The 24,201-nt window shown below is 41.2% G+C and carries 25 protein-coding genes; 24 read left to right on the top strand and 1 reads right to left on the bottom strand.

The features are described 5' to 3' along the window. Nucleotides 1–145: 145 nt before the first annotated feature. The 7 genes from HT732_RS04230 to HT732_RS04200 all read left to right on the top strand — a co-directional run bounded on the left by HT732_RS04230 (nt 146) and on the right by HT732_RS04200 (nt 8,647). Nucleotides 146–1,807 carry a ribonuclease J gene (locus HT732_RS04230; RefSeq protein WP_000065614.1) on the top strand — a complete coding sequence of 554 codons (1,662 nt, stop codon included), beginning with the start codon at nt 146–148 and terminating at the stop codon, nt 1,805–1,807. Nucleotides 1,808–1,875: 68 nt separating this feature from the next. Further along, the gene (locus HT732_RS04225; protein WP_173254073.1) at nt 1,876–2,655 is read left to right on the top strand and encodes an alpha/beta hydrolase family protein; all 780 of its coding nucleotides are present in this window, start codon (nt 1,876–1,878) and stop codon (nt 2,653–2,655) included. 111 nt (nt 2,656–2,766) lie between these two features. Beyond that, a complete protein-coding gene (locus HT732_RS04220; RefSeq protein ID WP_173254071.1) occupies nt 2,767–3,987 on the top strand; it encodes an aminoacyltransferase in 1,221 nt (406 codons plus the stop codon). A gap of 4 nt (nt 3,988–3,991) precedes the next feature. After that, nucleotides 3,992–5,158 (top strand): aminoacyltransferase, encoded by a 1,167-nt coding sequence (locus tag HT732_RS04215; RefSeq protein WP_173254067.1) that lies wholly within the window; start codon nt 3,992–3,994, stop codon nt 5,156–5,158. A gap of 78 nt (nt 5,159–5,236) precedes the next feature. Continuing rightward, nucleotides 5,237–5,938 (top strand): M57 family metalloprotease, encoded by a 702-nt coding sequence (locus tag HT732_RS04210; protein ID WP_173254065.1) that lies wholly within the window; start codon nt 5,237–5,239, stop codon nt 5,936–5,938. 38 nt (nt 5,939–5,976) lie between these two features. Beyond that, the gene (gene uvrC, locus HT732_RS04205; RefSeq protein ID WP_173254063.1) at nt 5,977–7,824 is read left to right on the top strand and encodes an excinuclease ABC subunit UvrC; all 1,848 of its coding nucleotides are present in this window, start codon (nt 5,977–5,979) and stop codon (nt 7,822–7,824) included. After that, nucleotides 7,814–8,647, top strand: coding sequence for a metallophosphoesterase family protein (locus tag HT732_RS04200; protein WP_138702387.1), 834 nt, complete (start codon nt 7,814–7,816; stop codon nt 8,645–8,647). The genes uvrC and HT732_RS04200 overlap by 11 nt, the downstream gene beginning before the upstream one ends. Before the next feature lie 65 nt (nt 8,648–8,712). On the opposite strand, the gene HT732_RS04195 is transcribed toward HT732_RS04200, so the two are convergent. Continuing rightward, nucleotides 8,713–9,513, bottom strand: coding sequence for an amino acid ABC transporter substrate-binding protein (locus HT732_RS04195; RefSeq protein WP_173254062.1), 801 nt, complete (start codon nt 9,511–9,513; stop codon nt 8,713–8,715). A 171-nt stretch (nt 9,514–9,684) separates the two neighbouring features. Between HT732_RS04195 and HT732_RS04190 the strand changes: the two genes are divergently transcribed. From HT732_RS04190 to lytC, 17 genes are all read left to right on the top strand, one after another. After that, nucleotides 9,685–10,290: a nitroreductase family protein gene (locus HT732_RS04190; RefSeq protein ID WP_000670160.1), complete on the top strand. Its 606-nt coding sequence runs from the start codon at nt 9,685–9,687 to the stop codon at nt 10,288–10,290. Between the two features lie 13 nt (nt 10,291–10,303). Then, nucleotides 10,304–11,704 carry a dipeptidase PepV gene (pepV, locus tag HT732_RS04185; protein WP_173254060.1) on the top strand — a complete coding sequence of 467 codons (1,401 nt, stop codon included), beginning with the start codon at nt 10,304–10,306 and terminating at the stop codon, nt 11,702–11,704. A gap of 53 nt (nt 11,705–11,757) precedes the next feature. Next, the gene (locus HT732_RS04180; protein ID WP_173254058.1) at nt 11,758–12,336 is read left to right on the top strand and encodes a uracil-DNA glycosylase family protein; all 579 of its coding nucleotides are present in this window, start codon (nt 11,758–11,760) and stop codon (nt 12,334–12,336) included. A gap of 3 nt (nt 12,337–12,339) precedes the next feature. Beyond that, on the top strand, nt 12,340–12,486 hold the full coding sequence (locus tag HT732_RS10285; RefSeq protein ID WP_240155830.1) for a hypothetical protein: 147 nt from the start codon (nt 12,340–12,342) through the stop codon (nt 12,484–12,486). 10 nt (nt 12,487–12,496) lie between these two features. Beyond that, nucleotides 12,497–12,784 carry a rhodanese-like domain-containing protein gene (locus HT732_RS04170; RefSeq protein ID WP_173254057.1) on the top strand — a complete coding sequence of 96 codons (288 nt, stop codon included), beginning with the start codon at nt 12,497–12,499 and terminating at the stop codon, nt 12,782–12,784. A 277-nt stretch (nt 12,785–13,061) separates the two neighbouring features. After that, nucleotides 13,062–14,387 carry a branched-chain amino acid transport system II carrier protein gene (gene brnQ, locus HT732_RS04165; protein WP_001074581.1) on the top strand — a complete coding sequence of 442 codons (1,326 nt, stop codon included), beginning with the start codon at nt 13,062–13,064 and terminating at the stop codon, nt 14,385–14,387. A gap of 97 nt (nt 14,388–14,484) precedes the next feature. Further along, the gene (locus HT732_RS04160; protein WP_173254055.1) at nt 14,485–15,522 is read left to right on the top strand and encodes a M42 family metallopeptidase; all 1,038 of its coding nucleotides are present in this window, start codon (nt 14,485–14,487) and stop codon (nt 15,520–15,522) included. Between the two features lies 1 nt (nt 15,523). Further along, entirely contained in the window at nt 15,524–15,994 is a 471-nt protein-coding gene (locus tag HT732_RS04155) for an HIT family protein (RefSeq protein ID WP_000335588.1), read from the top strand. A gap of 2 nt (nt 15,995–15,996) precedes the next feature. Further along, entirely contained in the window at nt 15,997–16,713 is a 717-nt protein-coding gene (gene ldcB, locus HT732_RS04150; protein ID WP_173254054.1) for an LD-carboxypeptidase LdcB/DacB, read from the top strand. 122 nt (nt 16,714–16,835) lie between these two features. Continuing rightward, complete coding sequence (gene rplK / locus HT732_RS04145) at nt 16,836–17,261, top strand: 50S ribosomal protein L11 (RefSeq protein WP_001085807.1); 426 nt, start codon at nt 16,836–16,838, stop codon at nt 17,259–17,261. Nucleotides 17,262–17,358: 97 nt separating this feature from the next. Then, a complete protein-coding gene (rplA, locus tag HT732_RS04140) occupies nt 17,359–18,048 on the top strand; it encodes a 50S ribosomal protein L1 (RefSeq protein ID WP_001085675.1) in 690 nt (229 codons plus the stop codon). Between the two features lie 428 nt (nt 18,049–18,476). Continuing rightward, on the top strand, nt 18,477–19,235 hold the full coding sequence (locus HT732_RS04135; RefSeq protein WP_173254052.1) for a class I SAM-dependent methyltransferase: 759 nt from the start codon (nt 18,477–18,479) through the stop codon (nt 19,233–19,235). An 85-nt stretch (nt 19,236–19,320) separates the two neighbouring features. After that, a complete protein-coding gene (locus tag HT732_RS04130) occupies nt 19,321–19,833 on the top strand; it encodes an adenine phosphoribosyltransferase (protein WP_001049318.1) in 513 nt (170 codons plus the stop codon). A gap of 335 nt (nt 19,834–20,168) precedes the next feature. Further along, complete coding sequence (gene metA, locus HT732_RS04125; protein WP_049511918.1) at nt 20,169–21,113, top strand: homoserine O-succinyltransferase; 945 nt, start codon at nt 20,169–20,171, stop codon at nt 21,111–21,113. A gap of 8 nt (nt 21,114–21,121) precedes the next feature. After that, a complete protein-coding gene (locus HT732_RS04120) occupies nt 21,122–21,799 on the top strand; it encodes a DnaD domain-containing protein (protein ID WP_000221596.1) in 678 nt (225 codons plus the stop codon). A 97-nt stretch (nt 21,800–21,896) separates the two neighbouring features. Next, complete coding sequence (tpiA, locus tag HT732_RS04115) at nt 21,897–22,655, top strand: triose-phosphate isomerase (protein WP_000087893.1); 759 nt, start codon at nt 21,897–21,899, stop codon at nt 22,653–22,655. A gap of 37 nt (nt 22,656–22,692) precedes the next feature. Continuing rightward, nucleotides 22,693–24,183, top strand: coding sequence for a choline binding-anchored murein hydrolase LytC (gene lytC / locus HT732_RS04110; protein WP_173254051.1), 1,491 nt, complete (start codon nt 22,693–22,695; stop codon nt 24,181–24,183). The last annotated feature ends 18 nt before the right edge of the window (nt 24,184–24,201 follow it).

The raw sequence follows: 24,201 nt of genomic DNA, 5'->3' as shown, positions 1-24,201 counted from the left end.
GCTCTTTTTTGAAAACAAATCTTCATTTTGAAAATCATCAAAAAAATGGTATAATGGTAGGAAAAGATTCGGCTAAAAGTAGTGCTTTTAGAATAAAAGGGCAAGTAACCCTATAATCAAAATAAATTAAGCTTTCGGAGGAAAAATGAGTAATATCAGTTTAACAACACTTGGTGGTGTACGTGAAAACGGGAAAAATATGTATATCGCTGAAATCGATGGATCTATTTTCGTTTTGGATGCAGGTCTAAAATACCCTGAAAATGAACAACTAGGGGTGGATGTGGTCATTCCCAATATGGACTACCTTTTTGAAAATAGCGATCGTATCGCTGGGGTCTTCTTGACCCACGGCCATGCGGATGCCATTGGTGCTCTGCCTTATCTCTTGGCTGAAGCCAAGGTACCTGTATTTGGCTCTGAATTGACCATTGAGTTGGCAAAACTCTTTGTCAAAGGAAATGACACAGTTAAGAAATTCAATGATTTTCATGTTATAGATGAGGATACGGAGATTGATTTTGGAGGAACTGTGGTTTCCTTCTTCCGTACGACCCACTCTATCCCAGAAAGTCTGGGTGTGGTCTTGAAGACGGCTGAAGGTAGCATCGTTTACACAGGTGACTTCAAATTTGACCAGACAGCTAGTGAATCCTATGCGACAGACTTCGCTCGTTTGGCAGAAATCGGTCGTGATGGAGTTCTAGCTCTTCTTAGCGATTCAGCCAATGCAGACAGTAATATCCAAGTGGCTAGCGAAAGTGAAGTTGGAGACGAAATCACTCAAACTATTTCGGACTGGGATGGTCGTATCATCGTTGCGGCGGTAGCCAGCAACCTCTCTCGTATCCAGCAGGTGTTTGACGCTGCGGATGCAACAGGCCGTCGTGTAGTCTTGACAGGATTCGATATTGAAAATATCGTCCGTACTGCTATTCGCCTTAAGAAATTGTCTCTAGCTAACGAGAGTCTTTTGATTAAGCCAAAAGATATGTCTCGTTTTGAGGACCATGAGTTGATTATCCTTGAGACAGGTCGTATGGGTGAGCCTATCAACGGTCTTCGCAAGATGTCGATTGGTCGTCACCGTTATGTGGAAATCAAGGACGGTGACTTGGTCTATATCGTAACCACTCCGTCTATCGCCAAAGAAGCAGTCATGGCGCGTGTGGAAAACATGATTTATCAAGCTGGCGGGGTTGTCAAACTGATCACTCAAAGCTTGCGTGTATCAGGCCACGGAAATGCGCGTGATTTGCAGTTGATGATTAATCTCTTGCAACCTAAGTATCTCTTCCCGATTCAAGGGGAATACCGTGAGTTGGATGCTCACGCTAAGGCTGCTATGGCAGTTGGGATGTTGCCAGAACGCATTTTTATCCCTAAAAAGGGAACCAGCATGGCTTATGAGAATGGGGACTTTGTTCCAGCTGGAGCGGTTTCGGCAGGCGATGTCTTGATTGATGGAAATGCCATCGGTGATGTTGGAAATGTGGTTCTTCGTGACCGTAAGGTCTTGTCAGAGGATGGCATTTTCATCGTAGCTATCACAGTTAACCGTCGTGAGAAGAAAATTGTAGCCAAGGCTCGTGTTCATACGCGCGGATTTGTTTATCTCAAGAAGAGCCGTGATATTCTCCGTGAAAGTTCAGAATTGATTAACCAAACGGTAGAAGACTATCTTCAAGGAGATGACTTTGACTGGGCAGATCTCAAAGGGAAGGTTCGTGATAATTTGACCAAGTATCTCTTTGACCAGACTAAGCGTCGTCCAGCTATTTTACCAGTAGTCATGGAAGCAAAATAATCGTTGAAATAAACAGAGAGAAAGTCGAATTTCGGCTTTTTCTTATCGGAAAATAGAAGGAGCAAATCATGGCAGTAATGAAAATTGAGTATTACTCACAAGTCTTGGATATGGAGTGGGGGGTGAATGTCCTCTACCCTGATGCTAATCGAGTGGAAGAACCAGAGTGTCAAGATATTCCCGTCTTATACCTCTTGCACGGGATGTCTGGCAATCATAATAGTTGGCTCAAACGGACCAACGTAGAACGCTTACTTCGAGGAACCAATCTCATAGTCGTCATGCCCAATACCAGCAACGGTTGGTATACCGATACCCAATATGGTTTTGATTATTACACAGCTCTGGCAGAGGAATTGCCACAGGTTTTGAAACGATTCTTCCCTAATATGACTAGCAAGCGTGAAAAGACCTTTATCGCTGGCCTCTCTATGGGAGGTTACGGCTGTTTTAAACTGGCTCTTGCTACAAATCGTTTCTCTCGTGCAGCTAGTTTTTCGGGTGCCCTTAGCTTTCAAGAGTTTTCTCCTGAAAGCCAAAATCTGGGGACACCAGCTTACTGGAGAGGTGTGTTTGGGGAGATTAAAGATTGGACAGCTAGCCCCTATTCTCTTGAAAGTCTGGCTAAAAAATCGGACAAAAAGACCAAGCTGTGGGCTTGGTGTGGTGAGCAGGATTTCTTGTATGAAGCCAATAATCTCGCAGTGAAAAACCTCAAAAAGCTGGGATTTGATGTGACCTATAGCCATAGCGCTGGGACTCACGAATGGTACTATTGGGAAAAACAATTGGAACGGTTTCTAGGAACTCTGCCAATTGATTTCAAATTAGAAGAGAGATTGAGTTAGTTTGAACTTCAGTATAGGGGGAGTAGAACTAAAATAAAATATGTTTTCACTAGACTTTTTAAACGAAAGTAGTAGAATAGTAATAAGATACTGGAGGAAAGAGAGTAGGAAATGTACCGTTATCAAATTGGCATTCCCACATTAGAATATGATCAGTTTGTCAAAGACCATGAATTAGGCAATGTATTACAAAGTAGTGCTTGGGAAAAAGTGAAATCTGATTGGAATCATGAGAAATTTGGTGTCTATGAAGAGGGGAAGTTACTGGCTGTGGCTAGTATTCTCATAAAATCTCTGCCTTTAGGCTATAAAATGTTTTATATTCCAAGAGGTCCTATATTGGATTACAGGGATATAGAACTTTTAAAGTTTGTCCTGCAGTCCATTAAGTCTTATGCTCGCAGTAAGAGAGCTATTTTTGTGACTTTTGACCCAAGTATTTGCCTATCTCAAAGTTTAATCAATCAGGAAAAGACAGAATTTCCTGAAAATCTGGCTATTATTGATAGTTTGCAACAAATGGGAGTAAGGTGGTCAGGAAAAACAGAGGAAATGGGAGACACCATTCAACCTCGTATTCAGGCGAAAATATACAAGGAAAATTTTGAAGAAGATAAACTTTCTAAGTCAACAAAACAGGCTATTCGAACAGCACGGAATAAGGGGGTAGAGATTCAATTTGGTGGAACTGAATTATTGGAGTCTTTTTCCTTTTTGATGAAAAAAACCGAGAAGCGGAAAGAGATTCATTTGAGGAATGAAGCCTATTATAAAAAGTTGTTAGATAATTTTAAGGACAAGGCCTATATCACCTTGGCCACCTTGGATGTCTCTAAACGTTCGCAAGAATTAGAAGAACAGTTAGCGAAAAATAGAGCCTTGGAAGAGACCTTTACTGAGTCGACTCGCACTTCAAAAGTAGAAGCGCAGAAGAAGGAAAAAGAACGTTTGTTAGAGGAATTGACTTTCCTGCAGGAATATATGGATGCAGGTCAAGCGAGAGTTCCTTTAGCGGCTACTTTGAGTTTGGAATTTGGTACTACCTCTGTCAATCTATATGCTGGTATGGATGATGATTTTAAACGTTACAATGCACCAATTTTAACTTGGTATGAAACGGCTCGCTATGCCTTTGAGCGAGGTATGTTGTGGCAAAATTTAGGTGGTGTTGAAAACTCTCTCAATGGTGGACTTTATCATTTTAAGGAAAAATTTAATCCAACGATTGAAGAATATTTGGGTGAATTTACAATGCCTACCCATCCTCTCTATCCTCTGTTAAGACTTGCTCTTGATTTCCGTAAAACATTAAGAAAAAAACATAGAAAGTAAGTATATGGCACTAATTACACTCACGAAAGAAGAGTTTCAAGCTTATTCTGGTCAGGTTTCTTCTCGTTCCTTTATGCAATCGGTCCAGATGGGGGACTTGTTAGAAAAAAGAGGAGCTCGAATTGTTTATCTTGCTTTGAAACAAGCAGAAGAAATTCAAGTTGCAGCTCTGGTTTATAGCTTGCCCATGCTGGGTGGTCTGCATATGGAGCTCAATTCGGGGCCGATTTATACCCAACAAGATGCTCTTCCAGTTTTTTATGCGGAGTTAAAAGAATATGCCAAGCAAAATGGTGTATTAGAGTTGCTTGTAAAACCTTATGAAACTTATCAAACTTTTGATAGCCAAGGTAATCCGATAGATGCTGAGAAAAAAAGTATTATTCAAGGTTTGACTGATTTAGGTTATCAATTTGATGGATTGACAAGAGGTTATCCAGGTGGAGAAGTCAGCTGGCATTACATCAAAGATTTGCAAGATTATGATGCTGCTTCCTTATTAAAATCCTTTAATAAAAATAGTATTCGCAACATTCAGTCGGCCTTGGATTTTAATATTCTTATTCGCAATGCAGAACGGGAAGAAATTCCAACGTTCAAAAAAATTATTGAAGAAACAGGTAAAAGACAAGGTTTTGAGGATAAGAATTTAGATTATTACATTAAATTGTATGATATGTTTGGAGATAAGGCGGATTTCCTAATTGCTGAAGTCAATCCGCAACAGTCTATAGATGCTTTAAATGTGAAGATGGCTAGTCTTGACAAGAAGTCGAAACAATTTCACCAGCAATACCAAGCCTTGCAAAAGAAAAAAGATTTTCTAACTAGTTTGGATAGTGAGTCTGGCAATGTTGCTCTAGCTTGTGCTTTAATAATCTACACAAATACAGAGGCAACGTACTTGTTTGGGGGGTCGTACGCAGAGTACCAGAAGTTCTCAGCTCCATTTTTACTTCAATATCATGCGATGAAGCAGACAATGCAACGAAATATCCATCAATACAACTTCCTAGGGATTCAAGGGATTTTTGATGGTAGTGATGGTGTTTTGCGTTTTAAACAAAATTTTAATGGCTATATTGTACGCAAAGCAGGTACTTTCCGTTATCATCCATCGCCTTTAAAATACAAAGCTATCCAGTTACTCAAAAAAATAGTAGGACGTTAAGATGAAAAAGCCAGTATTTAGCTTTCTTTCAGCTTCTTTTAGTAAAATAGTCTTTATTTGCTAGAAAGGTGGAGAGAAATGCGCTGGCTTTTTCGTTTGATAGGGGCTTTCTTTTCTTTTGTTTGGCGTTTGTTTTGGCGCCTGGTTTGGATAGTTGTGCTCTTATGTGCGCTTGCTTTTGGATTTCTCTGGTATCTGAACGGAGATTTTCAAGGAGCGCTAAAGCAAGCAGAACGGTCAGTAAAAATTGGTCAACAAAGTATAAACCAATGGGAAAGAACAGGGCAACTGCCTAAGTTGAACCAGACAGATATCCACCAGCATTCTGAAGGAAGGTGGCCACAGGCTTCTGCTCGTATTTACCTAGATCCCCAGATGGATTCACGCTTTCAAGAAGCTTATTTAGAAGCAATCCAGAATTGGAATCAAACTGGTGCTTTTAACTTTGAACTCGTGACTGAGGCCAGTAAGGCAGATATTATGGCTACGGAGATGAACAACGGAAACACTCCTGTGGCAGGAGAAGCGGAAAGTCAGACCAACCTCTTAACGGGTCAATTCTTGTCTGTAACGGTACGGTTGAATCACTATTATCTGTCCAATCCTAACTATGGCTATTCCTATGAGCGTATTGTCCATACGGCAGAACATGAGTTGGGTCATGCGATTGGCTTGGACCATACAGATGGGAAGTCTGTCATGCAACCAGCAGGTTCCTTTTATGGTATTCAGGAAGAGGATGTTGCAAACCTTCGAAAATTATATGAGACCAATGAGTAGGGGACTATCTTTCCCTACTTTTTTGCTATAATGGAACTATGAATAACTTGATTAAATCAAAACTAGAGCTCTTGCCAACCAGCCCTGGTTGTTACATTCACAAGGATAAAAACGGCACCATTATCTATGTAGGAAAGGCTAAAAACCTGCGTAACCGCGTGAGGTCTTATTTCCGTGGAAGTCATGATACCAAAACAGAGGCCTTGGTGTCTGAAATTGTAGATTTTGAATTTATCGTTACGGAGTCTAATATTGAGGCACTTCTCCTAGAAATTAATCTGATCAAGGAAAATAAGCCTAAATACAATATCATGCTTAAGGATGATAAGTCTTATCCTTTCATCAAAATCACCAATGAGCGCTATCCTCGCTTGATTATCACTCGTCAGGTCAAAAAAGATGGAGGTCTTTATTTCGGACCTTATCCAGATGTGGGGGCAGCCAATGAAATCAAGCGATTGCTGGATCGGATTTTTCCTTTTCGAAAGTGTACGAATCCACCGTCTAAGGTCTGTTTTTACTACCATATTGGTCAATGTATGGCCCATACCATCTGTAAGAAGGATGAGGCCTACTTCAAGTCTATGGCTCAGGAGGTTTCTGATTTTCTGAAAGGGCAGGATGACAAAATCATTGATGATCTTAAGGGAAAAATGGCAGCGGCAGCCCAGGCTATGGAATTTGAACGTGCAGCGGAATACCGTGACCTGATTCAGGCTATTGGAACGCTTCGAACCAAGCAACGGGTCATGGCTAAGGATCTCCAAAATCGGGATGTCTTTGGCTACTATGTGGACAAGGGATGGATGTGTGTTCAGGTTTTCTTTGTTCGTCAGGGCAAGCTTATTGAGCGCGATGTCAATCTTTTCCCCTATTATAATGATCCTGATGAGGACTTTTTGACCTATGTAGGACAATTCTATCAAGAAAAATCTCATCTAGTACCCAATGAAGTATTGATTCCGCAGGATATTGATGAAGAAGCTGTCAAGGTCTTGGTGGATACCAAGATTCTCAAACCCCAGCGTGGAGAGAAAAAGCAGCTGGTTAATTTGGCTATAAAGAATGCTCGAGTTAGCCTAGAGCAGAAATTCAGCCTGCTAGAGAAATCTGTTGAAAAGACTCAGGGGGCTATTGAAAATCTAGGACGTTTGCTCCAAATCCCGACCCCAGTTCGCATCGAGTCCTTCGATAACTCCAACATCATGGGAACTAGCCCTGTTTCGGCTATGGTGGTCTTTGTCAATGGCAAACCGAGTAAGAAGGATTATCGTAAGTATAAGATAAAAACCGTTGTTGGGCCGGACGACTATGCTAGTATGAGAGAGGTCATTCGCAGGCGCTATGGTCGAGTACAGCGTGACGGTTTGACTCCTCCAGATTTGATTGTGATTGATGGGGGACAAGGTCAAGTTAATATTGCTAAGCAAGTCATTCAAGATGAACTAGGCTTGGATATTCCAATTGCTGGGCTTCAAAAGAACGACAAGCATCAAACCCATGAATTGCTCTTTGGAGATCCGCTTGAGGTGGTGGAGTTGTCTCGCAATTCTCAGGAATTTTTCCTCCTCCAACGCATCCAAGATGAGGTGCACCGCTTTGCCATCACCTTCCATCGTCAACTGCGCTCCAAAAATTCTTTTTCATCACAACTGGATGGCATTGACGGTCTGGGGCCTAAACGTAAGCAAAATCTCATGAAGCATTTCAAGTCTTTGACCAAAATCAAGGAAGCCAGTGTGGATGAGATTGTCGAAGTTGGAGTACCGAGACTTGTCGCAGAAGCTGTGCAAAGAAAGTTGAACCCGCAGGAGGCAGAAGCCTTGCCTCAAGTGGCGGAAAAACAAGTAGATTACCAAACAGAAGGAGAACACAATGAATCATAAAATCGCAATTTTATCAGATATTCATGGCAATGCGACAGCCTTAGAAGCAGTGATTGCAGATGCTAAAAATCAAGGAGTCAGTGAATACTGGCTTCTGGGAGATATTTTTCTTCCTGGTCCAGGCGCAAATGACTTGGTCGCTCTGTTGAAGGGCCTTCCTATCACAGCCAGTGTTCGAGGCAATTGGGATGATTGTGTCCTTGAGGCCTTGGATGGTGAATATGGTTTGGAACATCCACAAGAAATCCAGTCAATGCGAATGACCCAGTTTTTGATGGAGCGAATGGATCCTGCAACGATTGTCTGGTTACAAAGCTTGCCTTTGCTTGAAAAGAAAGAAGTTGAGGGGCTGCGCTTTTCTATCTCTCATAATTTACCTGACAAAAACTATGGTGGGGATCTACTGGTTGGGAATGATACAGAAAAATTTGACCAACTGCTAGATGCGGAAACCGACGTGGCAGTCTATGGTCATGTTCACAAGCAGTTACTTCGTTATGGAAGTCAGGGGCAACAAATCATCAATCCAGGGTCGATTGGCATGCCCTATTTTAATTGGGAGGCGTTAAAAAATCACCGTGCCCAGTATGCCGTGATAGAGGTTGAAGATGGGGAATTGGTAAATATCCTATTTCGTAAAGTCGCTTATGATTATGAAGCGGAGTTAGAACTGGCCAAGTCCAAGGGACTTCCTTTTATCGAAATGTATGAAGAGCTACGAAGAGAAGACAACTATCAGGGGCACAATCTGGAATTATTAGCAAGCTTAATAGAAAAGCATGGGTATGTAGAGGATGTGAAGGATTATTTTAATTTTTTGTAAAAGTTTCCTAAAATAACCAATGTAAACTAAAAACGATTGGCTGGTCCAATCGCTTTTAGTATATCTTACTGTAATTGAGATTGATCTGGGAGATAAGAACCACCTAGATAGGTATTGCTGAGTTTTTCAAGTGTCCCATCTTGATAGAGTTCTTTGAGTGCTTTATCAAATTTATCTTTAAACTCTTTTTGGTCGCTTGAGAAAACGATATAGTTGTTGGGGCTATCGGCAGAAGGTAAATCAACGACTGAGAGGTCTAAGCCACGGTCCTTGATGATCTTTTGAACGGACACCTTGTCAAAAACTAGGAAATCAAACTCTCCGTTAGCAAGGTCTAGGATTCGTTTGCCGATATCTTCACCAGAAAAATCAATCGTAGCAGGATTATCAGTGTGTTTCTGATTCCAGTTATTGATGAATTGAGCGTTTGAAGTTCCGGTATCCTCTTGCGTTGTTTTGCCAGCGATTTGGTCAAGAGAAGTTAAAGGATTTTTCTTGTTGCTGACGAGGACGAGGGGATTGTTTGAAATTGGAAGTGAGTAGAGGTATTTTTCAGCACGCTCTTTTGTGTAACTCAAGTTATTTGCCGCAGCTTGATAGTGACCAGAATCAAGTCCTGGGAAGATACTTTCCCAGGCAGTTCTTTGAAATTGAATCTCGTAGTCGCTGAGTTTTTCATCTACTGCTTTTAGAACTTCAATATCGAAACCTGTCAAATTGCCCTTGTCTTCGTAGTCAAATGGTGGCACGTCGCCAGCTGTAGCAACGATGATTGTCTTTTGAGAACTAGTTTCTTTAGGTGTAGCTTGATTTCCACAGGCAACCAAAAATGGTAGGATAGCTAATAATAGGCTAAATTTTTTCATAATATCTCCATTCAAATGTAAAGTTATCTGCTAGTTTATCAGAAACTTTCCTGATGAACCAGTATATATTTTTTATGGTTGTGATAAAAAAACTTAATCATGAAAAATCCCTGCAAGCTCTTTCAAATTATGGTAGAATGGAAGCAGTAGAATTAGAAAAGGAAATCGATTATGAAATTTCTTGAATTAAATAAAAAACGTCATGCGACTAAGCATTTCACTGACAAGCCTGTTGATCCAAAAGATGTGCGTACGGCTATCGAAATTGCAACCTTGGCACCAAGTGCCCACAACAGCCAGCCTTGGAAATTTGTAGTGGTACGTGAGAAAAATGCCGAACTGGCAAAATTGGCTTACGGTTCAAACTTTGAACAGGTATCATCAGCGCCAGTGACCATTGCCTTGTTTACAGACACAGATTTGGCTAAACGTGCTCGTAAGATTGCCCGAGTTGGTGGTGCTAACAATTTCTCAGAAGAACAACTTCAATACTTCATGAAAAATTTGCCAGCTGAATTTGCCCGCTACAATGAACAACAAGTCAGCGACTACCTAGCACTCAATGCAGGTTTAGTTGCCATGAACTTGATTCTCGCTCTTACAGACCAAGGAATTGGATCAAATATGATTCTTGGATTTGACAAATCAAAAGTCAACGAAGTTTTGGATATCGAAGACCGCTTCCGCCCAGAACTCTTGATTACAGTGGGTTACACAGACGAAAAATTGGAACCAAGCTACCGCTTGCCAGTGGATGAAATCATCGAGAAAAGATAGAAAGAAGAAAAAAATGACAGCAATTGATTTTACAGCAGAAGTAGAAAAACGCAAAGAAGACCTCTTGGCTGACTTGTTTAGCCTTTTGGAAATCAACTCAGAACGTGATGATAGCAAGGTTGATGCTGAGCATCCATTTGGGCCTGGGCCTGTCAAAGCCTTGGAAAAATTCCTTGAAATCGCAGACCGTGATGGCTATCCAACTAAGAATGTCGACAATTATGCAGGACACTTCGAGTTTGGTGATGGAGAAGAAGTTCTCGGAATCTTTGCCCACATGGACGTGGTGCCGGCTGGTAGCGGTTGGGACACAGACCCTTACACACCAACTATCAAAGACGGTCGCCTTTATGCGCGTGGGGCTTCTGATGATAAGGGACCTACAACAGCTTGTTACTATGGCTTGAAAATCATCAAAGAATTGGGCCTTCCAACTTCTAAGAAAGTTCGTTTCATCGTTGGAACAGATGAAGAATCAGGTTGGGCAGATATGGACTACTACTTTGAGCACGTAGGACTTGCCAAGCCAGACTTTGGTTTCTCTCCAGACGCTGAATTCCCTATCATCAATGGTGAAAAAGGAAATATCACGGAATACCTTCACTTTGCAGGTGAAAATGCAGGTGTTGCCCGTCTTCACAGCTTCACAGGTGGTTTGCGTGAAAACATGGTACCAGAATCAGCAACAGCTGTCGTTTCAGGTGGTTTGGCTGACTTGCAAGCTAAACTAGATGCCTTTGTTGTAGAACACAAACTTAGAGGAGAACTCCAAGAAGAAAACGGTCAATACAAGGTGACGATCATTGGTAAATCAGCACACGGTGCTATGCCTGCTTCAGGTGTCAATGGAGCGACTTACCTAGCCCTCTTCCTCAGCCAGTTTGACTTTGCTGGTCCAGCCAAAGACTACCTTGACATCGCTGGTAAGATTCTCTTGAACGACCATGAGGGTGAAAATCTTAAGATTGCTCATGTGGATGAAAAGATGGGTGCCCTTTCTATGAATGCAGGCGTCTTCCGCTTTGATGAAACAAGCGCTGATAATACCATTGCCCTTAACATCCGCTATCCAAAAGGAACAAGTCCAGAACAAATCAAGTCAATTCTTGAAAACTTGCCAGTTGCTTCTGTTAGCCTTTCTGAGCACGGTCATACCCCTCACTATGTGCCAATGGAAGATCCACTTGTGCAAACCTTGTTGAATGTTTATGAAAAACAAACAGGCCTTAAAGGTCATGAACAAGTCATTGGTGGTGGTACCTTTGGTCGTTTGCTGGAGCGTGGGGTTGCCTACGGTGCCATGTTCCCAGACTCGATTGACACCATGCACCAAGCCAATGAATTTATCGCCTTGGATGATCTCTTCCGAGCAGCAGCAATCTATGCCGAAGCTATTTACGAATTGATCAAATAAAACGATAGAAGTCTGAGATTGTATGCTTAGACTTCTTTTTGGAGGGAAAGTAGATGTCTCAAATTGAAAGAATCAAGCAGGCTATTATGTCAGATCCACAGAATGCCAGTTATACAGAGCGTGGCATTGAGCCTCTCTTTGCAGCGCCAAAGACTGCTCGCATCAATATCATCGGTCAAGCGCCTGGTCTTAAAACGCAGGAGGCAGGACTTTATTGGAAAGATAAGAGTGGTGACCGCTTGCGGGACTGGCTAGGTGTGGATGAAGATACCTTTTACAATTCAGGATATTTTGCTGTTTTGCCTATGGATTTCTACTTTCCAGGGCATGGAAAGTCAGGTGATCTGCCACCGAGAACTGGCTTTGCAGAAAAATGGCATCCGCAGCTCTTGAAAGAATTACCAGATATTCAATTGACCCTCTTGATTGGGCAATATGCCCAGGCCTACTATTTACAGGAGAAAGTCAGTGGCAAGGTAACAGAGAGGGTAAAACATTACCAGAACTACTTGCCAACCTATTTTCCACTGGTACACCCCTCACCGCGCAATCAAATCTGGATGGCCAAAAATCCTTGGTTTGAGTCAGAAGTGGTGCCAGATTTGAAAAAAAGAATTAAAACTATTTTATAGTCAATGAAAATCAAAGAGCAAACTAGGAAGCTAGCCGCAGGCTGCTCAAAGTACGGCTTTGAGGTTGTGGATAGAACTGACGAAGTCAGTAACCATACCTACGGTAAGGCGACGCTGACGTGGTTTGAAGAGATTTTCGAAGAGTATTAGGAGAAAAAGAATGAAAGAAATAACCTTTGACGCATTTTACCAGCTTTACCAAAATGACCAACTTTCTTTAGTGGACGTGAGAGAAGTGGATGAGTTTGAAGCTCTTCATTTAGAAGGCGCCCATAACCTACCGCTTAGTCAATTGGCTGATACCTTTGATCAGTTGGACAAGGACCAGTTACATTATGTTATTTGTAAATCTGGAATGAGATCGGCGCGCGCTTGTCAATTTCTAGCTGAACAAGGTTATGAGGTTATCAATGTACAAGGTGGCATGACGGCTTTTGAAGAACTTTAATACTCAATGAAAATCAAAGAGCAAACTAGGAAGCTAGCCGCAGGCTGTACTTGAGTACGGCAAGGTGAAGCTGACGTGGTTTGAATTTGATTTTCGAAGAGTATAAACATTAGAATTTTCTCCTACTTGGCGTGGACTGGGTAGGAGAAATTTATTTTTAGACAATTCTTATTTTTAAGAATCTTGAAAACATTCAATATTTACTTCGTGAAGCTTTTTTCATACTCCTATTCATGATATACTAGGTCAGTATTTTATAAATATGAAGGAGATTTTCATGGCTAAAAAAGGTGCCTTAACAGGTTTACTCCTGTTTGGAATATTTTTTGGTGCGGGGAACTTGATTTTTCCGCCTTCTCTAGGTGCTCTATCTGGAGAACATTTTCTTCCTGCCATCGCAGGTTTTGTCTTTTCAGGCGTTGGTATCGCCGTCTTGACTCTTATTATTGGAACGTTAAATCCTAAAGGATATATCTACGAGATTTCAACAAAGATAGCGCCTTGGTTTGCGACTCTTTACCTCTCAGTTCTTTACTTGTCAATTGGCCCATTCTTTGCCATCCCACGTACAGCTACAACAGCTTACGAAGTAGGGATTAGCCCTCTTTTGTCGGATGCAAATAAAGGTCTTGGTTTGATTGTCTTTACAGTTCTGTATTTTGCAGCAGCCTATTTGATTTCGCTTAATCCATCAAAAATCTTGGACCGCATTGGACGCATTTTAACGCCAGTATTTGCGATTTTGATCGTTATCTTGGTTGTTCTGGGAGCTTTCAAATACGGTGGAACAAGTCCTCAAGCTGCTTCAGCTGCTTATCAAGCTTCTGCCTTTGGTACAGGTTTCCTAGAAGGTTATAATACCTTGGACGCCCTTGCCTCAGTTGCCTTCAGTGTAATCGCAGTTCAAACATTGAAACAACTTGGATTTTCAAGTAAGAAAGAATACATTTCAACTATTTGGGTGGTTGGTATCGTTGTTGCCCTTGCCTTCAGTGCTCTTTATATCGGTTTAGGTTTCCTTGGAAATCATTTCCCGGTACCAGCTGAAGCGATGAAGGGTGGAACACCAGGTGTTTACATTTTGTCACAAGCTACTCAAGAAATCTTTGGCTCAACAGCTCAACTCTTCCTTGCAGCTATGGTTACCGTAACCTGCTTCACAACAACTGTTGGTTTGATTGTGTCAACAGCTGAGTTCTTTAATGAACGCTTCCCACAAATCAGCTACAAGGTTTATGCGACAGCCTTTACTTTGATTGGATTTGCCATTGCCAATTTAGGTCTTGATGCGATTATCAAGTACTCAATTCCAGTACTGGTTATCTTGTACCCAATCACCATTGCCATCGTTATGATTGTCATTGTCAACAAATTTGTGGCTCTTTCAAAACCAGGTATGCAGTTGACAATTGCTGTTGTTACAGCTATTGCCATTGCAAGCGTACTAGGAAGCTCGTTTAAGGTTGAGTTTCTTGCAAATCTTGTAAACGCTCTTCCTTTTGCCAAGGCATCTCTCCCATGGTTGGTGCCAGCCATTGTCGGAATCTTGCTCTCATTGGTTCTACCAAACAAGCAAGAAAGCGATGTTTTTGAAATGGAATAATCATTAAAATCACTTTTGTAGCCAAGTATACAGGAGTGATTTTCTTTTTTTATCCGATGATAAATGTGTTATAATAGGTAGCAAAAGAGGTGAAGAAATGAATCAAACAGTAGAATATATCAAAGAACTGACAGCCATTGCGTCGCCAACGGGCTTCACTCGGGAGATTTCGGACTATTTAGTCAAGACTCTAGAAGGTTTTGGTTACCAACCGGTTCGCACAGCCAAGGGCGGTGTCAATGTAACTATTAAAGGTCAAAATGATGAGCAACAACGCTATGTGACTGCCCATGTAGATACGCTTGGTGCTATTGTCCGTGCTGTCAAACCAGACGGCCGTCTCAAATTGGATCGTATCGGTGGTTTCCCTTGGAACATGATTGAAGGAGAAAACTGTACCGTTTATGTGGCTAGTACAGGTGAAAAAGTATCAGGAACCATCCTTATCCACCAAACTTCTTGCCATGTTTATAAGGATGCAGGAACTGCAGAACGCACGCAAGACAATATGGAAGTGCGTTTGGACGCCAAAGTAACTAGTGAAAAAGAAACTCGTGCTCTTGGGATTGAGGTCGGTGATTTTATCAGTTTTGATCCACGAACTGTCGTGACAGAGACAGGTTTTATCAAGTCTCGTCATTTGGATGACAAGGTCAGCGCAGCGATTTTGCTTAACCTGCTTCGTATTTATATGGAAGAGAAGATTGAGTTGCCAGTAACAACCCATTTTGCCTTTTCAGTTTTTGAAGAAGTGGGGCATGGTGCTAATTCTAATATTCCTGCTCAAGTAGTCGAATATCTGGCTGTGGATATGGGAGCTATGGGGGATGATCAGCAAACAGATGAGTATACAGTGTCCATCTGTGTCAAGGATGCTTCAGGTCCTTATCACTATGACTTCCGTCAACATTTGGTGACCTTGGCTAAAAACCAAGATATTCCATTCAAGCTGGATATCTATCCATTTTATGGTTCGGACGCTTCAGCGGCCATGTCCGCAGGGGCAGAGGTCAAACACGCCCTCCTTGGTGCGGGTATCGAGTCTAGTCATTCTTATGAGCGTACTCATATTGACTCGGTGGTCGCAACAGAGCGTATGGTTGATGCTTATCTTAAGAGTGGGTTGGTAGACTAATATGTGCCTGATTTGCCAGAGAATTGACCTCATCAAGAAGGAAGAAAATCCTTACTTTGTCAAAGAGTTGGAAACAGGCTATCTTGTGATTGGAGACCACCAGTATTTTGCAGGATATAGTCTTTTTCTAGCTAAGGAACACGTTACCGAATTGCACCATTTGAAAAAGGAAACAAGACTCCGTTTTCTCGAAGAAATGAGTCTAGTCCAAGAGGCAGTTGCCAAGGCATTTGCTGCTGAGAAAATGAATATCGAACTGCTAGGAAATGGCGATGCCCATCTTCATTGGCATCTGTTTCCACGACGGACAGGTGATATGAATGGCCACGGTCTTAAAGGTCGTGGGCCAGTTTGGTGGGTTCCCTTTGAAGAAATGACAGCAGAAACTTGCCAAGTAAAACCGGAAGAGATTAAAAGATTAGTCGAATGTTTATCGTCAGAAGTAGATAAACTATTAGAAATAAAGGAGTAGAAATGAAAAAAAGATACCTTGTCTTGACAGCTTTGCTAGCCTTGAGTCTAGCAGCTTGTTCACAAGAAAAAGCAAAAAATGAAGCTGGAGAAGCTAAGACAGAACAGACAGCAAAAGCTGATGGAACAGTCGGAAGTAAGTCTCAAGGAACTGCCCAGAAGAAAGCAGAAGTGGTTAACAAAGGAGACTATTACAGCATCCAAGGGAAATACGATGAAATCATCGTAGCCAATAAACACTATCCATTGTCGAAAGACTACAATCCAGGGGAAAATCCAACAGCCAAGGCTGAGTTGGTCAAGCTCATCAAAGCTATGCAAGAGGCAGGTTTCCCAATCAGCGATCATTACAGTGGCTTTAGAAGTTATGAAACTCAGACCAAACTCTATCAAGATTATGTCAACCAAGATGGGAAGGCAGCAGCTGACCGTTACTCTGCCCGACCTGGTTATAGTGAACACCAGACAGGCTTGGCCTTTGATGTTATTGGGACTGATGGTGATTTAGTAACAGAAGAAAAAGCGGCTCAATGGCTCTTGGACCATGCGGCTGATTATGGCTTTGTTGTCCGTTATCTCAAAGGTAAAGAAAAAGAAACAGGCTATATGGCTGAAGAATGGCACCTTCGTTATGTCGGAAAAGAAGCAAAAGAAATTGCTGAGAGTGGTCTCAGTTTGGAAGAGTATTACGGCTTTGAAGGCGGAGATTACGTCGATTAAAAAATAAACTTTTCTCTTGCAATTCCAGATAAATAGTGTATAATAGATGAGTATGTGTAAAGCATACTTGTGGGAGGTAAAAATCTCTAATTACCGCCAAAACCACAAAGGAGGATTTAAAAATGGCTAAAAAAGTCGAAAAACTTGTAAAATTGCAAATCCCTGCTGGTAAAGCTACACCAGCTCCACCGGTTGGACCTGCTCTTGGTCAAGCTGGTATCAACATCATGGGATTCACAAAAGAGTTCAACGCTCGTACAGCTGACCAAGCTGGTATGATCATTCCAGTTGTTATCTCAGTTTACGAAGATAAATCATTTACTTTCATCACTAAAACACCACCAGCTGCTGTTCTTTTGAAAAAAGCTGCAGGTGTTGAAAAAGGATCAGGTACACCTAACAAAACTAAAGTTGCTACAGTTACTCGTGCACAAGTACAAGAAATTGCAGAAACTAAGATGCCAGATTTGAACGCAGCAAACGTAGAGTCTGCAATGCGTATGATCGAAGGTACTGCTCGTTCTATGGGATTCACTGTTGTTGACTAATCAATAACACCCCCAATATAACCCGCAAGACTTCATCATTTCGAGAAGTGACGTGGGAGATGAAAATCGATTGAACCACTTACAAGGAGAATAGAAAATGGCTAAAAAAAGCAAACAACTTCGTGCTGCTCTTGAGAAAATCGACAGCACAAAAGCATACAGCGTAGAAGAAGCTGTAGCACTTGCAAAAGAAACTAACTTTGCAAAATTTGACGCAACTGTAGAAGTTGCTTACAACTTGAACATCGACGTTAAAAAAGCTGACCAACAAATCCGTGGAGCAATGGTATTGCCAAACGGTACTGGTAAAACTTCACGCGTTCTTGTTTTCGCACGTGGTGCAAAAGCTGAAGAAGCAAAAGCTGCTGGTGCAGACTTTGTTGGTGAAGATGACCTTGTTGCTAAAATCAACGATGGTTGGTTGGACTTCGACGTAGTTATCGCTACACCTGACATGATGGCTCTTGTTGGACGTCTTGGACGTGTTCTTGGACCACGTAACTTGATGCCAAACCCTAAAACTGGTACTGTAACTATGGATGTTGCTAAAGCAGTTGAAGAGTCTAAAGGTGGTAAAATCACTTACCGTGCAGACCGTGCAGGTAACGTTCAAGCTATCATCGGTAAAGTATCATTTGAAGCTGAAAAATTGGTTGAAAACTTCAAAGCTTTCAACGAAACAATCCAAAAAGCAAAACCAGCTACAGCTAAAGGAACTTACGTAACAAACTTGACTATCACAACTACTCAAGGTGTTGGTATCAAAGTTGACGTAAACTCACTTTAATCAGTAGTTTATAAAAGAGGACGAGTACGAAAGTGCTCGTTTTTTTGGCGTACGACGGGCATGTCGTATATCTGAGGTGTAAGTCCTCGGTGGGCATCTGCTACCGGTGAACTCAATAGCGATTCCCAAGCCTAACTATCGTTAGGTAGCGGGGATAGGAAGGGATAGCGAAATCGTGGCTCTACGAACAGGAAGGTGGAGATTCGTAGAGCGGATGAAGATGAGAGCAATTCCAAAGTACAAAAATAGTCGTAACCTGAATGTGTAAATGATGGGAGGAGTTGAATTCGAACTAGAGAGGTAATAATAAATTTATGCTATAGTCATGGTGGTTTGTATGCTTTTGATTCTAGTTTATCAAATAATAGATTAGAATTGTCAGATAATATCATTTTATGTTATAATGAAGAAAAAACAGAGGTGTTCAAATGTCAGAAGCAGGTCATAAGTTTTTAGCAAAACTGGGGAAAAAACGCTTACGCCCAGGTGGAAAACGTGCTACAGATTGGTTAATTGCGGAAGGAGGATTTTCAAAAGAAAAGAGAATACTAGAGGTTGCGTGTAATAGGGGAACTACAGCAATTGAGTTGGCACAGCGTTTTGGTTGTAAGATAACTGCTGTTGATATGGATGCTCAAGCTTTAGAAGTGGCTAAAAAATCTGCTGAAACGGCAGGTGTTGCTCATTTAATCAGTTTTGAAAGAGCAAATGCAATGAAACTTCCTTATGAAGATGCTAGTTTTGATATTGTTATAAATGAAGCTATGCTGACTATGCAAGCCGATCAAGCTAAGAAAAAATGTGTAATGGAATATCTAAGGGTTTTAAAACCTGAAGGTCTTCTCTTGACACATGATGTGCTTCTTAAGGAAGCTAAAGAGTCTGTCAGACAGGAATTATCACAAGCAATTCATGTAAATGTAGGTCCTTTAACTCAAGATGGTTGGGAACAGGTGATGATAGAATCAGGTTATCGTGATGTGAAAGTATTGACTGGTGAAATGACATTAATGAAATTATCAGGTATGATTTATGACGAAGGTTGGCTAGGAACTTTGAAAATTTGTGTAAATGCTTGTAAAAAGGAGAATAGAAAGCAGTTTTTAACGATGTATAAAATGTTTGCTAAGAATAAACAGAACTTGGGTTTTATTGCTATGGCTAGTCATAAATCGTCAAATCGTTAGATAATCATTGAAGTTAACTTTTCCTTTTTTCTTTCTTAAAAAATATGCTATAATAGAGAGTAAAAACTTTGAAAGAAAGAAAAATATGAATTTAAAAGATTATATTGCAACAATTGAAAATTATCCGAAGGAAGGTATTACTTTCCGTGATATCAGCCCTTTGATGGCTGATGGAAATGCTTATAGCTACGCTGTTCGTGAAATCGTTCAGTATGCTACTGACAAGAAGATCGACATGATTGTAGGTCCTGAAGCTCGTGGTTTTATCGTGGGCTGTCCAGTTGCCTTTGAGTTGGGAATTGGTTTCGCGCCTGTTCGTAAGCCAGGTAAATTGCCACGCGAAGTCATTTCTGCTGACTATGAAAAAGAGTACGGTGTTGATACCTTGACTATGCATGCGGATGCCATCAAGCCAGGTCAACGTGTTCTGATCGTAGATGACCTCTTGGCGACAGGTGGAACTGTTAAGGCAACTATCGAGATGATTGAAAAACTTGGTGGTGTTGTAGCAGGTTGTGCCTTCCTTGTTGAATTGGATGAATTGAACGGTCGTGAAAAAATCGGTGACTACGATTACAAAGTTTTGATGCATTATTAATGAAAAACAGTCCCTAGGGCTGTTTTCTCTACATTAGGATATAAAAATAGACTATAGCTAGTTAGAGAAAAACTATAATTGAAAACTATATCTTCTTGCAGTATAATAAAAGGACTAGGTGTTTGAGATTTGGTTTCATACTCAATGAAAATCAAAGAGCAAACCAGGAAACTAGCCGCAGGTTGCTCAAAACACTGTTTTGAGGTTGTAGATGGAACTGACGTAGTCAGTATCCTACACATACGGCAAGGCAACGTTGACGCAGTTTGAAGAGATTTTCGAAGAGTTTCAAACATATGCAATGATTCCTGAAAGAATACAGTTAGGAGAGGGTTATGCCGATTCGAATTGATAAAAAATTGCCAGCTGTTGAGATTTTACGGACAGAGAATATCTTTGTCATGGATGATCAGCGTGCGGCCCACCAAGATATCCGTCCCTTGAAGATTTTAATTTTAAATCTCATGCCACAGAAAATGGTCACAGAAACCCAGTTGTTACGTCATTTGGCCAATACACCTCTACAACTGGATATTGATTTTCTCTATATGGAGAGCCATCGTTCTAAAACAACTCGTTCAGAACACATGGAGACCTTTTATAAAACCTTCCCAGAAGTCAAGGATGAGTATTTTGATGGGATGATTATTACGGGGGCCCCAGTTGAGCATTTACCATTTGAGGAAGTGGACTATTGGGAGGAATTCAGTCAGGTGCTTGAGTGGTCCAAGACCCATGTCTATTCGACACTTCATATCTGTTGGGGGGCTCAGGCTGGGCTTTATCTGCGCTATGGTGTAGAAAAATACCAGATGGCCAGTAAGCTATCAGGTATTTATCCTCAGGACACCCTAAAAGAGGGTCACCTTCTCTTTAGAGGTTTTGACGATAGTTACGTAGCTCCTCATTCTCGGCACACGGAGATTTCTAAGGAAGAGATTCTGAATAAGACCAATCTCGAGATTTTGTCAGAAGGTCCTCAGGTTGGGGTTTCGATTTTAGCCAGTCGTGATTTGCGAGAAATTTATAGTTTTGGGCATTTGGAATATGACCGTGATACCTTGGCAAAAGAGTATTTCAGAGATTGTGATGCAGGTTTAGCTCCTCATATTCCAGAAAATTATTTTAAGGATGATGATGTTAATCAGACCCCTTGTCTTTGTTGGTCTTCATCGGCAGCCCTCTTTTTCAGTAACTGGGTGAACTATGCGGTCTATCAGGAGACGCCTTTTGACTGGAGAAAAATAGAAGATGATGCATCTGCATATGGGTATTTATAAGAGGAATTATGACATATTTAGACGCTTTTAAATCAGGGAACTTGGTTTTACCGAGTGCCCTTCTCTTGCATTTTAAGGAACTCTTTCCTTCCAGCGATGATTTTCTGGTCTGGCAATTTTTCTATTTGCAAAATACGACAGGCTTAGAAGAAATGTCACCAAGCCAGATTGCTGAAAGGATTGGCAAGGAAATTTCGGATGTCAACCAGTCCATCTCTAATCTGACGGAGAGGGGACTGCTTCAGTACCGTACTATCGAATTAAATGGTGAAATCGAATTGCTTTTTGATGCTAGTTTGGCTTTGGAACGTTTGGATGATTTGCTTGGAGTCGCTCATTCGAGTTCAGACCAGTTGACACCTCAAAATCAGCTCAAAGATTTGGTAGAAACCTTCCAACAGGAGTTGGGACGCTTGTTGACACCTTTTGAGATTGAAGATTTGACCAAGACACTAAAGGAAGATGGAACCAGTGCTGACTTGATTAAGGAAGCTCTTCGTGAAGCTGTTTTGAATGGAAAAGCAAACTGGAAGTACATTCAGGCGATTTTGAGAAACTGGCGCCATGAAGGTATCAAAAGTGTGGCTCAAATCGAGGCTAAGCGGGCAGAAAGAGAAGCAAGCAATCCTCAGTTGACACAGGTATCAGCAGATTTCAGAAATGCTATGGATCTCTGGAAGGACTAATCCATGTAAGCAGACTTGAAATCCGAGTAAGATTTGCAAGCTGTGTTTAATTGTGATAAAATAAATAGAAAATAAATTGAAAAAAGAGGTATGTGAAATGTCACGTAAACCATTTATCGCTGGTAACTGGAAAATGAACAAAAATCCAGAAGAAGCTAAAGCATTCGTTGAAGCAGTTGCATCAAAACTTCCTTCATCAGATCTTGTTGAAGCAGGTATCGCAGCTCCGGCTCTTGATTTGACAACTGTTCTTGCTGCTGCTAAAGGTTCAAACCTTAAAGTTGCTGCTCAAAACTGCTACTTTGAAAATGCAGGTGCTTTCACTGGTGAAACTAGCCCACAAGTTTTGAAAGAAATCGGTACTGACTACGTTGTTATCGGTCACTCAGAACGCCGTGACTACTTCCATGAAACTGACGAAGATATCAACAAAAAAGCAAAAGCAATCTTTGCAAACGGTATGCTTCCAATTATCTGTTGTGGTGAGTCACTTGAAACTTACGAAGCTGGTAAAGCTGCTGAATTTGTAGGTGCTCAAGTATCTGCTGCATTGGCTGGATTGACTGCTGAACAAGTTGCAGCATCAGTTATCGCTTATGAGCCAATCTGGGCTATCGGTACTGGTAAATCAGCTTCACAAGACGACGCACAAAAAATGTGTAAAGTTGTTCGTGACGTTGTAGCTGCTGACTTCGGTCAAGAAGTTGCGGACAAAGTTCGTGTTCAATACGGTGGTTCTGTTAAACCTGAAAACGTTGCTTCATACATGGCTTGCCCAGACGTTGACGGTGCCCTTGTTGGTGGTGCGTCACTTGAAGCTGAAAGCTTCTTGGCATTGCTTGACTTTGTAAAATAATCAGTAAGTAGCAAAAGCTAGGTGGAACAGCATTCAGGTGCCTGTTCCATTTTTTATAGGAGAGGAAAGATTGAAAACAAAATTTGTATGTATAGGGCTAGCAAGTCTTTGCTTACTTGGCGCAAGAGTTTCAGGAATTGCGGCAGATGAAACAAGTGGAAGCACAGTTTCAGAAAAATCTAGTTTATCAACAGGAACTTCATCAACTAGTAGCAATGAACAGAGAAACAATGTCTCTGCCCACTGGGATGGGGATTATTATGTAAAGGCTGATGGTTCTAAAGCTCAAAGTGAATGGATTTTTGACAACTACTATAAGGCTTGGTTTTATATTAATTCAGATGGTCGTTACGCGCAGAATGAATGGCATGGAAATTACTACCTGAAATCAGGTGGCTATATGGCCCAAAACGAGTGGATCTATGACAATAATTACAAGAGTTGGTTTTATCTCAAGTCAGATGGGGCTTATGCCCATCAAGAATGGCAATTGATTGGAAATAAGTGGTATTACTTCAAGAAGTGGGGTTACATGGCTAAAAGCCAATGGCAAGGAAGTTATTTCTTGAATGGTCAAGGTGCCATGATGCAAAATGAATGGCTTTATGATCCAGCCTATTCTGCTTATTTTTATCTAAAATCCGATGGAACTTATGCCAACCAAGAGTGGCAAAAAGTGGGCGGCAAATGGTACTATTTCAAGAAGTGGGGCTATATGGCTCGGAATGAGTGGCAAGGCAACTACTATTTGACTGGAAGTGGTGCCATGGCGACTGACGAAGTGATTATGGATGGTGCTCGCTATATCTTTGCGGCCTCTGGTGAGCTCAAAGAAAAGAAAGATTTAAATGTCGGCTGGGTTCACAGAGATGGTAAACGCTATTTCTTTAATAATAGAGAAGAGCAAGTGGGAACCGAACATGCTAAGAAAGTCATTGATATTAGTGAGCACAATGGTCGTATCAATGATTGGAAAAAGGTTATTGATGAAAATGAAGTAGATGGTGTCATTGTTCGTTTGGGCTATAGTGGAACTGAGGACAAGGAATTGGCTCATAATATTAAGGAGTTAAACCGTCTTGGAATTCCTTACGGTGTTTACCTTTATACTTATGCTGAAAATGAGACCGATGCTGAGAATGATGCTAATCAAACCATTGAACTCTTGAAAAAATACAAGATGAACTTGTCTTACCCTATCTACTACGATGTTGAGAACTGGGAATATGGCAATAAGACCAAGAGGGCTCCAAGTGATACTGGAACCTGGGTCAAGATTATCAACAAATATATGGCAACAATGAAGCAGGCGGGTTATCAAAATGTGTATGTCTATAGCTATCGTAGTTTATTACAGACGCGTTTAAAACACCCAGATATTTTAAAACATGTAAACTGGGTAGCAGCCTATACCAATGCTTTAGAATGGGAAAATCCTCATTATTCAGGAGAAAAAGGTTGGCAATATACCTCTTCTGAATACATGAAAGGAATCCAAGGGCGTGTGGATGTCAGCGTTTGGTATTAAGCTCTGATTAGAAAGAGG

It is taken from the genome of Streptococcus sp. 5346 (assembly GCF_013277455.1).
GTDB lineage: Bacteria > Bacillota > Bacilli > Lactobacillales > Streptococcaceae > Streptococcus.
The sequence above is the reverse complement of the archived record's forward strand: the minus strand, read 5'-3'. Positions and strand labels throughout refer to the sequence as shown.